Below are 15,679 nucleotides of genomic sequence, written 5' to 3'. Positions count from 1 at the left end.
TGGTGCCGTCACCAGCTGTCGCGCCCGTGCTCGCAAAGGAGCCGATGGTTGCGCCGAGCGTCGTGGTGCCGGTTGCCGCCGTGGTGCCGCCCGCCGCGCCGCTAAACACGACGTTGCTGCTTGCGGTCGCGCTGGCGAAGCTCGTGGTGCCGCGCAGGTCAGCCGCCGTCGCACCCGCGATGGTAGCGGAAACGTTGGACTTGGTGGAGTAGCCGACGGTGGTCTGCAGCGCCTGGTTGGCGATCGACTTCGCAGAGTCGATCAGCTTCTGCAGCGAGGTGATGCCAGTGTTGGCGGCCTGCAGCACCTGCACGCCGTTGGCGATACCATCGAGCAGGTTGTTGATGTCGCTGGCGCGGTTGTCGAGCGACTGTGCGGTGAAGAAGTTGGTGGGATTGTCCAGGGCCGAGTTGACGCTCTTGCCGGTCGACAGACGGTTCTGCGTGGTGGCGAGAAGATCAGCGGTGGACTGGAGGGAGAGCAGGTTCTGACGAACCGAGGAGGAGAGAACAATACCGGACATTGGGTGTTACCTTTCTGGTAAACGACGCTTACTGTTACGCGTCTGCATGGATCGAGTGACCCAGCGACCGGCGGACCGTGGGGCGGAGTCCTCTAACGAAACATGAAATGAAATCGGCGCTTTTACTGAGTCGGCGCGCGATTCGGCCCATTTGCACACTGGCAACGCCACGCAGCCGGGCGATTTCAGCCTTGATATGATTGAGCTTTTCCACGGCATCGGCCGGGATTTACAACTCGTTAACTAGTCTTGATGGAGTATTGCGCCCTGATCCGCCGCAACACACGCTCGGTTACGAAAGCGTTGATGGAGAACAGGCATGGCCCTCAAGGTCGAGCTCAGACCGCACGAACGCATCATCGTCGGTAACTGCGTGATAACCAACACCGACCAGCGCGCACGCCTTCTGATCGACGGCGACAACGTGCCGATCCTGCGCGAGCGCGACATCCTCACGCCGGAGACCGCCGACTCGCCCGCCAAGCTCGTCTATCTGGCGGTCCAGCTCATGTACATCTCGCCGGATCCGCAGACCCAGCACGGCACCTATTTCAACCTGGTGCGCGACATCGTCACCGCGGTGCCGAGCTCCTGGCCGATCATCGAAGGCATCAACAACAACATCCTCAACGGCGACCTCTATCGCGCGCTGAAGGATGCCCGCAAGCTGATCGCCTATGAAGAGAAGTTGCGGGGCCAGTTCGAGGCGACGCATCCCAAGACGGAAGCGGGCCAGAACGACGTCAGCACCGCCGCCTGATCCCGGGCACTCGCAGGCCCACGCGGCGCGAACGACCGGGCCGGACGAACGACCAAGCCTCATAAACGACAACGGCCCCGGATCCTCTCCGGGGCCGTTGTCGTTTCAGACATGCATCGAGCTACTGTGCCGCGAGCGGCGGCGCCTCGACTTCGATCACTCCTCCGCTCCGTCGTCCGCCGAATTCCAGTACGGCTGCGACCAGCGCGTCGATGTCGGACTCCTCGGTACGGTGATTGACGATCGCGGCGCGGATCGCAAACCTGCCGTCCAGCGTCGTGCTTGAGGGCGCCGCGATACCGGACTCCTGGATGTCGACGACGATCTCGCGATTGACCTCGTCTGCAGCGCGGTAACGGAAGCAGACGATGTTGAGATTGACCGATGCCAGCAATTCCAGCCGTGGCTCGGCGAGAACGCGCGTCTCCAGATATTTCGCCAGCGCACAGCTTCGCGCGATCACAGCACCGAGCCGATCGGTGCCGAACGTCTTCAGTGTGAACCACGTCTTCAGCGCGCGAAAGCTGCGCGACAGATCGGGGCCGAGATCGCAGGGCCAGATCGCTCCGGCCGCAAGCCCCCTCGCCTCGCGGCGCAGATAAGCCGCGGGCTGCGCAAAGGCTTGCCGATGCTGCTCGCCGTCGCGCACCAGCAGGAAGCCGGCGTCATAAGGCACCTGTCCCCATTTGTGGAAGTCGAGCGCAATGGAATCCGCAAGCTCGATGCCACCGAGCAGCGGCGCAAGCTCCGGCGACAGGATCGCAAGCGCACCGAAGGCGCCGTCGACGTGAAACCAGATCCCCTCCTCGCGGCACAGCTCCGCGATCGCCTTGAGATCGTCGACCGCGCCGATGTCGACCGTACCGGCGGATGCGACGACGAGGAACGGCTTGAAGCCAACCTCGCGATCGATCGCAATCTGCGCACGCAGCGCGGCAACGTCGATGCGATGATCGGCATCGACACCGATCTTGCGCAGCGCATCGGTGCCAAGCCCGGCGATGTCCATCGCCCTTGAAACGCAGCCATGCGCGGCCTGCGATGTATAAGCGGTGAGAAGCGCACCGTCATTGCCGATGCCGTACTGCCGCGCCAGCGTGCCGAGCGCGCTCGTACGTGCCACCAGCACCGCCATCAGATTGGCCATCGACGTGCCCGTGACGAAGATGCCGCTCGCGCTTTCCGGAAAGGCGAACAGGCTGCGCATCCAGTGGACGATCTGGCGCTCGACCTCGATCGGCATGTGGTCGCGGCCACCGAGATTGGCGTTGAGGCCCGCCGCGAGCATTTCCGCGACCATGCCGACCGCTGTGCCGCCGCCATGCACCCAGCCCATGAAACCGGGATGAACGTTCCCGGTCGCATAGGGCGCGACATGTTCGGAGAAGTCGCGATAGACGTCGGCGAGATCGCTCGCCTCGCGCGGCACGTCGGCCTTGAATGCCGCGCGGACGCCGTCGGGGATTGGCTGCCACACCGGGCGCGCGCGAACGTTGGCGATGCCGTCGATCGTTTCGTCAAGCATGCGATGGGCGAGCGCGCGAAACTCGCTCCAGTCCTGCGGATCGAGCGAAGTGTGCGTGACGGAGCTTTGCGTGTTGCGGATGATCTCGTTCATGCTGCACTCTCCTCGCCCGCTCGCGCATGCCGCGACAGCATCGCCGTGAATGCCGCAAAGATCTTGCGCATCTGCGGCGGCTTGTACGGAAACACGGCCGGCGGATCCATGTTGTGCACGACGGCGGTGTTGTCGGCTTCAAAGACCAGCAGCTCGCGGTTCTGGTTCTCGGCGCAATCGACGATGAAGTAGTCGAGGCCGACGCGCCTGCTCATCGCGTCGAGCGCGATCTTGTGGCGCTCCGCGAACGCATGATCGAAGTCGAGCATGAAGACGGCTTCCTCGGCCCGCTTCTCCTCGCTGAACGCCATGAAGGCGTTGAGATACCAGATGTCCCAGCGATCGGCGATTGCCATGTGGCAGGCATAGGGTTTGCCGTCGACCATGGCGAGACGATATTTGCGATAGAGCCCGTCCGGACTCGCATAGTCGACGAAGCGCGCGACGAAAAAATCCTGCTCTTGCCGCTCGGCAAGATAGGCCGCGAGCGCCGTCGCGTCGTCGAGCTTGGCAAGCCCGACGCCGGCATGCGTGCCGCGCGGCCGTGCGATCATCGGAAAGCGCAGTTCGCCTGTGATCTCCTCGCAAACGATCTTGCCTTGCGAAAGCTCCGACAATTGCGAGCGCGTCGTGGGGGCGGTCACGGGAATGTCGAGACCGGGCACGCCCGCCAGCAGACGATAGAGCTTGTCGCGATCGAGATTGCCGATGAGATCCGGACGATTGAGCAGCGGCCTCGGCCAACGCGGCGCGGCCTTCTCGATCAGCGCTAGCGCCTCGCGGCACTCCTCGGAATCGGATGCGATCACGATAGCGACGTCGTGCTCGGGCAAAGTCTCCGGCAGGCCGATGCCCTTGACCACGTAGAGCGTCAACAGCTCGATGTCGGAGTCTTCAAGCAGGAAGTCGATCGGCGTGTTGCCGCCCATGTCGATATCGGCGGCGAGCGCGAGCACGCGCAGGCGGGGTTTTGGAGCAGCGCAAGGCGTACGAAACAATTGGTGGAAGGAGAGCACCTCGGTCTGGATCACCAGCCCGGCCTCCTTCTCGCCGAGAAGCTGGGCAATCAGCGAGAGATCGAGGCCTTCGCCTGCCTCGGCCGTCCCCTCCTCGATCCGCGACAGCAGCCGGTCGCGCAACGGATGCAGGTCGCCGCCCTCGAAGGCGCGGCGCGTCAGTTGCGCAAAGCCGATGCGGTCGGCGTGGTTCGGCGCGGTCACGCCGCTCGGCGCGGAAACTGGATGTTGCATCTCACACCTCGAACGCGGGCTTTACCGGCGCGGCCGCGACCGCGCCACGATCAAGCAGCAGCTCGATCTTCACCAGCACATGGGCGATGCGATCGAGAACCTGCTGCACATTGCGTTGCGTCTGCATTGCATCCGGCGACCACGCCTCGGTGACTAATCGCGCGCCGACGCAGAGGCGCAACACGGTCTGCGGCGCACCGTCCTGCCGCTCCAGTCGGACCGGTTGGCCGACGAGGCAGCGCTGGGCGGCCACTTGCCGGTCCGCCGCGCTGCCGTTGATCTCCACGGCCATGTCGCGCGCCAACGCCCGATGCACGGCGCTGGTCTCTGCGATCGAGACCGGCTTGCCGCCGCGCAGCAGCGTGAACGGAAAGATCGTGGCTTGCGCGAATTCCTCGTCGTCCGCGCCGGACTTCTCGGTCGCGGTGGGAACGGCACGAAGCGACGGCGACAACGCGATCATACTGTCGATGCCGGCTGCAAGCTCGGCCAGCATTCTGGCGCGGAAAGCCCCGGGCACGGCGTAGCTGCCGATCTCGGCCAGCGCGGCCTCCCAGCGCAGCCATTGACCGAAATTCGGCCGGCGCTCGAAGCGCGAGCGTAGCGTCGTCCACGCCATCGGCCAGTCGCAGCGGCCCGCATAGTCGAACATGCCAGGCGCGATCCGGCCAATCCGGTCGATCGACCGCGACAGGCCTTTCGGCAGCAGCAGCGCACCGCTGAAGGCCGGTCCGCCGAAGAATTTCGAGCCGGTGATCAGCACCATGTAACCGCGGTCGAGATAGGCGCGCAGCCGCCGGCGGCCGAGCCGCACCTGACAGGCATCGACGACGATTTGAACCTTGCGCGGCCAGCGCCGCGCGATCTCGTCGAGACAGGCCTCGCTTGGCGCCCGCCAACCGAGTTTTGACGAATCCATGATCTGCAACAAAACGCGGCGGCCTTGCGCGAGGCTGGTCTCGACCGCGCGCAGCACCGCGGCATCGGCATCGGTGCGCATGGCAATGTCGGCCGCCAAGCCGGCCGCCATGTCGATCAGCGGCACCGCAATGCTATCGCCGGCGAGCCCCGTCACCGCGCCGTCCTTGCGCACGGCAATGCCGCCTGCCGTCATCGTGCTGAAATGGTGGCCGCGTGCGGTATGCGGCGTCCCGCTTCCGGTCTGGTCGGCGCCGACCACGATCGTCACTGGCGCCGCGCCGAGCACCGCGCGCGCCACGAACAGGGCGTGAAGCTGGGAGTCCGTGCCGGACGGCGAGAACACGACGTCGATGCGCGACGAGAGCGCAAGGTGGCCGCGCAGCTCCTCGCGCATGTCCTCGCAGCGGGCATCGAAGGCGATTTCGACCTCGTCGAACAGGCATTTGTGCATCAGCTCTTCGCGAGCCAGCGCGGCGCGGTCGTAGGCCATCTGCGAGATCGTCGACGCGGTCGCGGAAGCGAAATTCCAGAGCTCCGGCTCCGGCGAAGCGGCGCAGCCATAGGCGTTGACACGGTCGTCCGGATCGAGCGCCAGCCGCGGATCTCCGCCGGAGGCGAGCAGCGTATCCAGCGGTGTGAAGAGATCGCGCAGGCGATAGCGCGAGCCGCCGTCGAACGTGTGCTCGGTGGCTGACAGAGGGGATGCGCCGGCGCTCATCCCGAAAGGCTCACGCCGCATCGGCCGCGGCCGCGGGCGCCGGTGCAAATTGCGAGGTGATGTCACCATGGAAAACCGACGGTCCGACGTGATCGAGCGAGCTTTCGATGTCGGCCCAGATCTCGCCGCCGATGTCGGTCCAGCGCTTGCAGAAGGCGAAGTCCTCGGACAGATAGGTGCCGGTCGCCGGATCGATCATGCATTCGAACAAGGCAAACCGGTTCTGGCTCGCCGCCAGCGTGTCTTGCGAATGCTCGCGGAAGAATTGCAAGGCCGCGTAGTCCGGATGGCGGCACATCGCCTCCAGCACGGAGCGCCGGATCATCAGGAAGCCGGTGCCGGCGTAGCGCACGCGGGTGAAGCCGTTCACCACCACGATGCGGTCGGGGTCCTCGATCTCGAGCACGTAGTCGAGCGATGCGGCCGGCACGTCGGCGCGGCCGGACTGGATCGCCCGCGCGGCCTTGTCCCAGTTGATCCGCTTGATCGGATAGCAGCCGGCGACGACGTCCGCGCCGCACTCGATCAGCCGGAATACCTGCTCCGGCTTGAAGCCGATGTCGGCATCGATGAACAGGAAATGCGTCGCTTCGGGGTCGTCCAGGAACATCGCGGCCAGATTGGCCCGCGCGCGCGTGATCAGCGCATCGCCGTCGCGCAGCAGCACCTTGAGCTCGAGATTGGCCATGCCGTGCACGGCGCGCTGGAGCGCGAAGATCGAGCTCGCATAGATGCTCGTCACCTGCCCGCCGAAACATGGCGTGGCCACCACCAGTTTCATCTTCTCCGACATCGTCAGCTCCGCCCCGCTGCAATCCTCACCAAGAGGTAAAGAGGCATGGTTAACGGCGCCTTAACGCCGGATTACAGGAACTTGACGAGCGAGAGCTGCGCGAGGTTCGAGGTGACCTGGTAGGACGCCTGGAGCGCGTTCTGGAGCGACAGGATCTCGCTCGCGACCTGGTCCGGCGGCGCCGATTCCGCCTGGTCGATGATGGTCTGGAGCTGCGCCTTGGCCTGGGTCTGGCGCGTGCCTGCGTCCTTCATGGTGTTCTGGGCCATCGCGATGTCGGTCTGGATGTCCTCGATGCGCTGCTGGCCGGGCTGCTTGGTCAGGGCCTGCGTCACCCGCAGGCTCAGCGCGGCGACCTGCCCGCCCGAATACTGCCCGGTCGGCGAGGTCGAGAACGTCCCGAACACGGCGACCGCCTGCAGCTCCTTGCGGATCGCGTCCTCGTTCGCCTGTGCGCCATACTGCACCGTGACGGAATCGTCGACCCGGGCCATCGCGGTGGAGCGCGGCGAGCCGGGGCCGTCATTGCCCAGGTACCATTGCACGGTGGTGGCCGAGCCGTTCACCAGCGTCGTCGCCGAGCCGAGGGGCGAAGAGCCGACGCGCAGCGGAGCCTTTGCCGCCGTGACCGGGGAGGTCGTGAAGCCGAGCGCCGCGAACGCCGTGCTGTTCGAGCTCGTGATGTTGAGGCTCCCGGGATCGTCCGTGTTGATCGTGATCACACCGCCATGGATGGTCGACGGCTTCGTTGTGCCCGTGATCTGATCGATCTTGCCAAGGAGAGTTGTGACGTTGTCGGTAATGTTGATCTGGTTTGGGCCGATGGCGCCCGAGGCGACGAAAGTCAGTGTCTGACCGTTCACCGTGATCGTATCGGGGTTAACAGCAGGCGGACCCGCCGACCCCGCCTGGAACGCCGCTGAGAGGACTTCCGGGCCGCCCGTGGTCGCAGTGCCGCTCAGCACAGTTGAACCGGTGATCTGAGGCGTCGACGCCGCGCTGCCGCGCGTCACGCTGCTGAGACCGAGCGCCGTGGCCGCCGCGCCGCCGGTGACCGCCACGTGCGTGCCGGTGCCGGTCGCGATCTGGATATTGCCGCCGGCGCTCAGAGTCACGTTGGCGGCGGGGATGCCGGCGGCCGTCGCGATTGCATTCAAGATATCAGACACCTTCGCGGCGCTGCCCGAAGCCAATCCGATCGTGGTATTGCCGCCGGCCGTCGTGACGGTGGTGACGGTAGGGTCGAAGGTGATCGTGTGGGCGCCGCTCGCGCCGGTGATGGTCAGGGTGGTACCGGTCGGAGCGTTGGCGAGCGCGTTGAGAATGGTCCCGTTGAGATGGGGTGTCGCCGAAGAATCGAGCGACGTGGTCGTAGACGCAATCGCCAATGCGCTGTCCTGCAACGCGACCGAGCCCGTCCCGGTCGTCGAGGTATAGGAGCGCAGATTGCCGGTGGCCGCCACATTCGCAGTGGCGGATCCCGCCGTATTGAAGAAATTGTCGCCGGCGGTGACGGCGGAGGCCGCTACCAGCGAGGTGCCGGCAAGCTTCTTGATCGCGGTGTTCAGCGCGGTGTTGAGGTTGGTCGCCGTGTTGTTCGGATTGACCGGAACGCTTGCATCGATCGCAAAGCTGCCGAGCGGTGTCGGCGTCGCCGTCGATGCCGTCAGGTCGATCTGCTCGGTCGAGCCATCGGGCAGCGTGAACTGCACGCTGAGCTTGTCGCCATTGTTCGGATTGACGCCGTTGAGGTCGACCGAGAACGATACCGGCGAGCCGCTCGGGCCGGTGACCGTCGCGCCGTTCAGCGTCGAGGAGACCGCGGCGATCTTCAGGCCGAATGGCGATACGGCGGCGTCCTCAGAGACCTTCACCGAGCTCGGCGTCGGTTGTGGCGTCGCCAGCACCAGCCGGCCCATGCCGTTGGCGCCGAGGTCGGCGGCCTGGCGCTCCGCCATGACGGTCTTGAAGCCCGCCTGCGTCGTGGTGCCGTTGATGATGTCGCCGGCATTCGCAACCGACTGCGTGTTGAAGGCGGTTCCGGAGAACAGATAGCGGTTGCCAGACTGCGTGTTGAGAACGCCGACCATCGAGCCGAATTGCGCGGCTGCGGTGTTCTGCGCAACCGTCTGGCCGTTGACGTTGAGATCCTGCGCGGTGTTGGCCGAACCCGTCTGCACCGTGTTGCGGATCGTGGTCAACGACTGCAACGCAGTATTGGCGAGGTTGATGCTGACGTTGACGTTGGTCATCGTGTCGGTGTAGGCGGCAATGTTGGAGAGCTGCGCGCGCCCGGCGATCGCAAAGCCCTCGTTGGTGCCCATCCCGGAATAGTTTTGCGACAGCTTGCCGGTGGAGAGCTGCGTCGACAAATCGGTGAGCTGCTGGTTGATGTTGCGGATCTGCGAGCCGAGAACCGACGAGGAATAGTTGATGCTGCTGATCGACATGTTTCAGAGCCCTGTTACTTGTTACACTTGAGCCTGGAGCAACGTATTCATCATGCTCTGCACCACCGACATGACATGAGCGTTGGCGGCATAGGCATTCTGGAGCTGGATCAGGTTCGACATTTCCGAGTCCAGGTTGACGCTGGCGGTCGAGTTGAACTTCGCTTGCAGCGTTGAGACCACGACGCTCTGGCCCTGCTGGAGCTGGGTCGCCTGGGTCGCGGCATTGCCCTGAACACTCAGGAACTGCTGCAAGTAGTTCGAGACGCTGCCGGTGAAGGGCTGGCTTGCCGAGCCCAGACCGGATTGCGGCGAATAGGAGAACACCGCCGAGGTGAGCTGCGAATAGAGATAATCCGAGCGCGTGGTGTCGCCGGTGGGCGTCACCGGCGAGGTGTTGTAGACCGACAGCCTGGTCGGGTCGGTGGCGAGCTGCGTGTTCACGGCGATACGTCCGGCAAGGCCGGTCATCTGCGAGCCCGATGCCGTGATCGCGCCGGTATAGAGCGCCTGCCCACCATCGGTGAACAGCGGCAGTTGGGGATTACCCGAGGTCAGCGACGAGATCGTCTTGGTGATCGAGGCCGAATTGACCTTGGCGAGGCCGCTGTTGTCGTCGGTCACCCGCAACGTGGTGGCCGTCGCCGGCGACGGGGCGGCGGCGAACGACAGATGCGAGCCGGAAAGCGCGGTGTTGAGCGCCGAGGCGATCGCGCTCATGCCGCCGGAGAAGTTCACCCCGATCTGCATCGGATTGGCGTTGGTGGGGTTCTGCAGCGGCAGCGCCGCCGGATCGGTCACGTTGACCAGCGTAACCTGTCGCTTCGTGTTGGTGGTCGTGTCGGTGTAGGTGAAGTTGACGCTGTTGCCCGGCGCCGCTCCGGCAAGATCGAGATCGAAGCCGGCCGGCGGACCGGTGACCGTGCTGCCGGCCGTGGTCTTGTCCGACAACGCGCTCGACATCGTCGCGGCGAACTGGTCGATCTGGTTCTGCGCCTGCACCAGCGTCTGGTCGCGCAGCTTCAGATCGGCCGCGATCTGGCCCGAAGACACCACGTTGTTGGCGACGACGTCGACCGACGATCCGTTCGGGAGCTTGATGTTGAACGCGCCGACGCCGGATTTGGCCGGATCGATGTTGTAGAGCGAGGTCGCCGACAGCGCACCGGCGGACGCAAAGGTGAATTGCGAGGCCAGCCCGGCGCCGACCAGCTGGATGCCGGTGGTGGTGTAGATGTTCGCCTGATTGGACCCGTCGGTGGTGACGTGGACATCGACATATTTTGACAGGTTATTGATGGCCTGGTCGCGCTGGTCCATCAGCGTCGCAGCCGAGGGGTCGTGTTCCGACAGGCCCTGGAGTCTGGAGTTGATGTCCGCGACCTGCTGCATCGCCGCGTTGGCCTGCTGCGCCGAGGTGCTGAGATCCTGCTCGACGTTGGAGCGCAGCGACTGGATGCCCTTGGTGGTGAGGTTGAGCTGCTGCGCCAGCGTCTGCGCGGCGCCGAGCGCAACCGTTTGCGCCGACGACGAGCCCGCGTTGGTCGACAGCGCCTGCAGCGCCGTGGTGAAATTGTTCAGCGCGGTTTCGAGCGTGCCGCTGTTGCCGGGCGTGCCATAGACATTCTGAAGCTGCTTCAGAATGTTGGCCATCTGGTCGGCGTAGCCGCCGCCGCCGGTCTCAGTGCGCAGCTGCTTCTGCACATAGGTGTCGAGCTCGCGGCTGACGCCGGTCGTCGTCACCGTCGAGCCGAAGTCGCCGGTGGTGACCTCGATCTGGTTCGGCGTCTGGACGACGTAGCCCGGCGTCTGCGAGTTGGCGACGTTCGAGGAAACGATCGAGAGCGCAGCCTGATTGGCACGCAGACCGCTCATCGCACTGGCCAGGGCTGAACTCAAACCCATGTTGACTTGCCGCCTTTGGTTACGTCACGCCCCAATCAGCGCAACACGTTCAAGAGGTCCTGCACCATCGTATTCGCCGTCGTGATCACCTTGGTGTTGGCCGAATAGGCCTGCTGGGTCACGATCAGCTTGGTGAATTCGTCGGCGATGTCGGTGTTCGAGCCTTCCAGCGACGAGCCGCTGATCGAACCGGAAGCGCCATCGATCGCGGCGCCCGACTGTTCGGTCGCTGAGTAAGCGCCGCCGTCCTGCGCCTTCAGGTAGTTGGTGCCGTTGAAGTGCGACAACGAGACCTGTGCGAGGTCGAGGTTCTGGCCGTTGGAGAAAGTCCCGACCACGAGGCCGTTGTTGTTGACGGCGACCGAGCGAAGCTGACCGGCGGCATAGCCGTTCTGGGTGATGGTGTTGATGGTGACCGCGCCGCTGGTGCTGGCATATTGCGTCAGTCCGCCCGAGGAGATGTTGAAAGAGACCGAGCCCAGCGACTGCCCGCTGACGCTGACATTGTTGATGGTGATGCCCGAGCCGCTCGGCGAGGTCAGCGAGCCGTCGGCGGCAAAGGTGAAGGCCTGGCCGGTATTGACCCAGCCGACGGTCGTGCCGGTCGCACTCGGGTCGGTCTGGTAGAACATGTTCCAGCTATCGGCATGGCCCGCGCCCAGCGAGGCGCTGTCGGTCTTGGCCCAGCGCAGTTGCAGGTTCACCGGCGTGCCGGCCGCGTTGTAGGCGGTCACCGCGCCACCGCTGATCGATTCCTTGGTGAAGGTGGCGATGTCATTGCCTATCACGCCGCCGGTACCGGCAACGCCACCACCGTCACGATTCTTGGCGATGGTCGAGGTGAAGCCGAGCGCGGCGAAGGCCGCGCTGTTGGAGCTCGCCACCGACAGGTTGGAAGCTGTGCCGGTGTTCAGCGTGATCACGCCGCCACTGCTGACCGACGACCCCGTTGCACCGGAGAGCGCGTCGATCTTGCCGAGCAGCATCGTGATGTTGTCGGTGACGTTGATTTGGTTCGGGCCTGACGCGCCGGCGGCCATGAAGGTCAGCGGCTGACCATTGACCGTGATGACGTCGCCGGCGGAGAAGCCCGATGTGATCACCTCGGCGCCGCCGGCCGCCGCCGCGCCGCTCAGCACCGTGGCGCCCGAGATCGCTGGGGAGGACAGCACGTTGCCGCCGCGCGTTACGCTGCTGATGCCGAGCGCCGTGGCCGCCTGGCCGCTACCAACCGGTACGTCGGTGCTGGTGCCGCTGGAGATCACGATGTTGCCGCTGGGGTTGAGCGATGCGGTAACGCCGGCGCCGCCGGCCAACTGGATGGCGGAGATGATGCTGGCCACCGTGGCCGTCGTGCCCGCGCCGAGACCGATCGTGGTGTTGCTGCCGGCCGTCACGACAGTGGTGCCGCCGTTGAACGTGATCGTGTTGCCGTTGACGGTCAGCACCTGGCCGCTGAGCGCGGTGAGGGTGGTGGAGGCGAGATGCGTACCCAGGGCGTTGTCGAGCGAAGTTGTGGTCGATGCGACCGCCGCAGAGTTGTTCTGGAGCGCCGTTGTGCCGGTCGCCGTGGTCGACGAGTATGGCGAGCGGATATTGCCGGTTGCGGCAGCGCCGGACGTTGTGGCGTTTGCATACGGCGGAGGCGGCGTGCCGACCGGCAGCGGGTTGGCCGCGAAGTCCGACGGGTTCAGTCCGCCGGCCGCCAGCAGCGTCTTGGTCGCCGCCGTCGTGCTCGCCACGGTGTTCGGCTGGGTCGGCAGGTTGGCCGCGTACTGGATCGATGTGGTCGCCTGCGCCGGAATGAAGTTGTTCTGGAATTTCAGGACTGTCGCGACGTTGCCTTGCGGGTTGCCGGTCTTCGGGTCGACCGTGACACCCATCAAATAGTAGCCGGCGCCGTTGACCAGATTGCCGTTGGCATTGAGCTGGAAGTCGCCACGCCGCGTGTAATAGGTGACGCCGCTGAACACCGGCGCGTTGTCGACGACGCCCGTCGCCTTCTGGATCGAGAAGAAGCCGTCACCGGTGATCGCCATATTGGTGGCGACGCTGGAACCCGAGATTGTGCCCTGCGTGGTGATGGTGGCCTTGGCGTTGGCGGTCACGCCGCCCGCGACCTGCTTGCTCGGGACCGAGGAGTCGGGAATGAGGTCGACGAAGCTGGTGCCGATGCCCTTGTACGCAGTGGTGGATGAGTTCGCGATGTTGCCGGAAATGTTCTGCAGCGCGTAGGACTGCGCCTGCAGGCCACCCACCGAGGTGTTCATTGCATCGAAGATACCCATAACTTTGTCTCCAGATCCGATCTCGGCGGCCGGTCGACCATGGCCGCAGTCGGAGGAGACTGTCGCAAGGGCTATGCCAATGCGGGTTTTCTCAGAAAATCAATGACTTAACGAAAAAGCCCCAGTCTGATGACCGGGGCACAATTGCCGGGACCGGCAACAATTGCCGGGACTTGACTGTCATTCCGGGGCGGTCCGCAGGACCGAACTCTGGTGCGCAATTGCGCACCTGAGAATCTCGAGATTCCGGATTCGATGCTCATGCATCGCTCCGGAATGACTCCAGCGATGCCTCACGTTGCGGATGCAGCCGCGGGGTGGAAGACCAGCCCGAAACCGTCGATGCAGTAGCGCAATCCGGTCGGCTTCGGACCGTCGTCGAAGACGTGCCCGAGATGGCCGCCGCAGCGCCGGCAATGCACCTCGGTGCGGAGCATGCCAAAGGTGCGATCCTCGGTCTTGCCGACATTGCCCTCGATCGGCTGGTAGAAGCTCGGCCAGCCCGTGCCGCTCTCGAATTTGGTGTCGGAGGCGAACAGCGGCAGGTCGCAGCCGGCGCAGGCGAAGACGCCCTTGCGGTGCTCCTTGAGCAGCGGGCTGGAGCCCGGCCGCTCGGTGCCCTCCTTGCGCAGGATCTCATATTGCTGCGGCGTGAGCTGGGCACGCCATTCGGCGTCCGTCTTCTCGATCTCGAATTTTTGCGCGGCCTTCTCTCCAGCCTCCGCGGGCGATGCTCTGAGCCAGCGGAAGGCCGCAAGGCCGAACAGGCCGGCGACAGTCGTCAACAGGATGCGGCGGTCAAACATCTCATTCTCCATGAGGGAGCGTCCATGCCCTGAGATACGGGCTCTCACGGCCGACGTTACACTTCCGGGCGGGATTTTTCTCGGGTCTCGTGCGGGACGCTGTCGTCGCGCGAGGCTGGTTCCGAGGCTCGTTCCACGGTTTCGGTCGCGGCTTTCGACGGCTGGGCAAGCCGCGGCCTGACGCCTGACGGCGGCCGGCGCGGCCCGGTGCCGGCGGCCCGGTTGGCTTCGGCGAGGCGCGTCTCGCGCTCCCGGTCCTTGACCCTGGCACGTTCACGATAGCGGGCAAGCGAGCCTGCGGCGGCGGAACTCGCCCTGCCCCAGATTCCGACCAATTGGCCGGCAACCCGCCCCGTCGTTCCCCCCGCCCAGACCAGCTCGAACGGTGAGAACAGCTTCCAGCGCTCGTCGCCCCACAGGATGCTGCGCGCGATCATCTGCCCGGCCATGGCCGAGGTGTTCATGCCCTGGCGGCCGAACCCGCTGGCCACCCACAGGCCTTTGCGCAACTGGCCGATCTGCGGCATGCCATGCACGGTCTGGCCGGTGACGCCGCCGAACATCTCGCTGATCTCGACATTGCCGAGTTGGGGGAAGATCGATCGGACGCGCCGCCTGACGGCGCCCGCAAAGCGTTGCGGGCGCGCCGCCCAGGTGGTCTCCGGGCTCTCCCACATCAGGCGGTCGCCATCGACGATCCGGAAATGATCGACGCCGTCGGAATCCATCACCGATCCCTTGAAGGCGATGATCTCGTGCACGCGCTCGCCGAGCGGCGCCGTGATGCCGGCATAGCGCCAGACCGGCAGCAGCGTTTCCGACAGGCGCCGCAACGGCGCACCGAGATGGATGTTGCCGGCCAGCACAATGTGGGTGGCGCGCAGCCGCGCCGAGGGCGTGACGATGCGCTTGCGGATGCCGGAATGATCGATGCTGACGACCGGCGTATCCTCGAAGATGCGCGCTCCCGCCCGCCGTGCCAGCGCCGCGAGGCCGTGCACATATTTGCGGCCGTCGACCTGGAAAGCCCGCGGATAATACACGCCGTGGAAGTAGTGATCGGTCTTGAGCACCTCGCGGACGCGATCGGCCTGCCAGCCCTCGACCTCGGTGTCGAAATCCTCTGTGAGCATCTGCAACCGGCTGATCAGCCGGTCGCCGGCATCGACGTTGGAGACTTCCAGCACGCCGTCGCTCGGACCGATCCCCGGCATGTTCTCTTCGGTGGCGTTGGCCCGGACGAACTCGGCGCCCTCTTTCGACAGCGTCCACAATTCCCGCGCGTCCTCGAAGCCGATGCGCTCGATCAGCTCGGCGAGCGGCAGCGCGAAGCCGGGCATCACGGTGCCGAGCTGGTTGCCCGAGGCATTCCAGCCGATATGGCGGCCCTCGAGCACCGCGACGCTGGCCCCGAGCCGGGCCGCCTCCAGAGCGATGGAGAGCCCGGCAAGCCCGGCCCCGATGACGCAGATGTCGGCATCCAGATCAAACGACAGTCGCGCGCGTTCACGAAAGCCGGCTTCTTCCTGGGACACGCTTGTGAAAGTCTCGCTCATGTCGTTTCTTCTTAGAGGACTGTGCAGGCCCTTGTCACCTTGCCCTCAACCGGCGCCTGTAGATTATTCTGGACGCGTAACGATTCGAGAA

General features: G+C 65.2%; 10 protein-coding genes and 1 pseudogene. 1 reads left to right on the top strand and 10 read right to left on the bottom strand.

All coding sequences use genetic code 11. The features are described from left to right. Positions 1-523 (bottom strand): annotated as a pseudogene (locus tag C7G41_RS35260) (flagellin); the annotation flags it as partial. A gap of 319 nt (positions 524-842) precedes the next feature. On the opposite strand from C7G41_RS35260, the gene flbT reads away from it, so the two are divergent. Continuing rightward, positions 843-1,283, top strand: a complete 441-nt coding sequence (flbT, locus tag C7G41_RS35255) for a flagellar biosynthesis repressor FlbT (RefSeq protein WP_106946838.1) — start codon at positions 843-845, stop codon at positions 1,281-1,283. A 121-nt stretch (positions 1,284-1,404) separates the two neighbouring features. Here flbT and C7G41_RS35250 read toward each other — a convergent pair whose 3' ends face one another. From C7G41_RS35250 to C7G41_RS35205, 9 genes are all read right to left on the bottom strand, one after another. After that, a complete protein-coding gene (locus tag C7G41_RS35250; RefSeq protein WP_106946837.1) occupies positions 1,405-2,901 on the bottom strand; it encodes an aspartate aminotransferase family protein in 1,497 nt (498 codons plus the stop codon). Continuing rightward, complete coding sequence (locus C7G41_RS35245) at positions 2,898-4,151, bottom strand: RimK family alpha-L-glutamate ligase (RefSeq protein WP_106946836.1); 1,254 nt, start codon at positions 4,149-4,151, stop codon at positions 2,898-2,900. Before C7G41_RS35245 ends, C7G41_RS35250 begins: the two co-directional genes overlap by 4 nt. A gap of 1 nt (position 4,152) precedes the next feature. Further along, positions 4,153-5,811, bottom strand: a complete 1,659-nt coding sequence (locus C7G41_RS35240; RefSeq protein ID WP_199198778.1) for a hypothetical protein — start codon at positions 5,809-5,811, stop codon at positions 4,153-4,155. Beyond that, complete coding sequence (locus C7G41_RS35235; protein WP_106946841.1) at positions 5,801-6,583, bottom strand: hypothetical protein; 783 nt, start codon at positions 6,581-6,583, stop codon at positions 5,801-5,803. Before C7G41_RS35235 ends, C7G41_RS35240 begins: the two co-directional genes overlap by 11 nt. A 71-nt stretch (positions 6,584-6,654) precedes the next feature. Continuing rightward, a complete protein-coding gene (locus tag C7G41_RS35230; RefSeq protein WP_106946834.1) occupies positions 6,655-9,033 on the bottom strand; it encodes a flagellar hook associated protein in 2,379 nt (792 codons plus the stop codon). Between the two features lie 21 nt (positions 9,034-9,054). Further along, a complete protein-coding gene (gene flgK, locus C7G41_RS35225) occupies positions 9,055-10,938 on the bottom strand; it encodes a flagellar hook-associated protein FlgK (protein ID WP_106946833.1) in 1,884 nt (627 codons plus the stop codon). A gap of 35 nt (positions 10,939-10,973) precedes the next feature. Then, complete coding sequence (locus tag C7G41_RS35220; protein WP_106946832.1) at positions 10,974-13,226, bottom strand: flagellar hook-basal body complex protein; 2,253 nt, start codon at positions 13,224-13,226, stop codon at positions 10,974-10,976. Positions 13,227-13,519: 293 nt separating this feature from the next. Continuing rightward, positions 13,520-14,032, bottom strand: a complete 513-nt coding sequence (gene msrB, locus C7G41_RS35210; protein WP_085357245.1) for a peptide-methionine (R)-S-oxide reductase MsrB — start codon at positions 14,030-14,032, stop codon at positions 13,520-13,522. A 56-nt stretch (positions 14,033-14,088) separates the two neighbouring features. After that, entirely contained in the window at positions 14,089-15,588 is a 1,500-nt protein-coding gene (locus C7G41_RS35205; protein WP_106946831.1) for an FAD-binding oxidoreductase, read from the bottom strand. Positions 15,589-15,679: the final 91 nt, after the last annotated feature.

It is taken from the genome of Bradyrhizobium sp. MOS002 (assembly GCF_003020115.1).
GTDB lineage: Bacteria > Pseudomonadota > Alphaproteobacteria > Rhizobiales > Xanthobacteraceae > Bradyrhizobium.
This window is presented reverse-complemented; position numbering and strand designations above follow the sequence as displayed.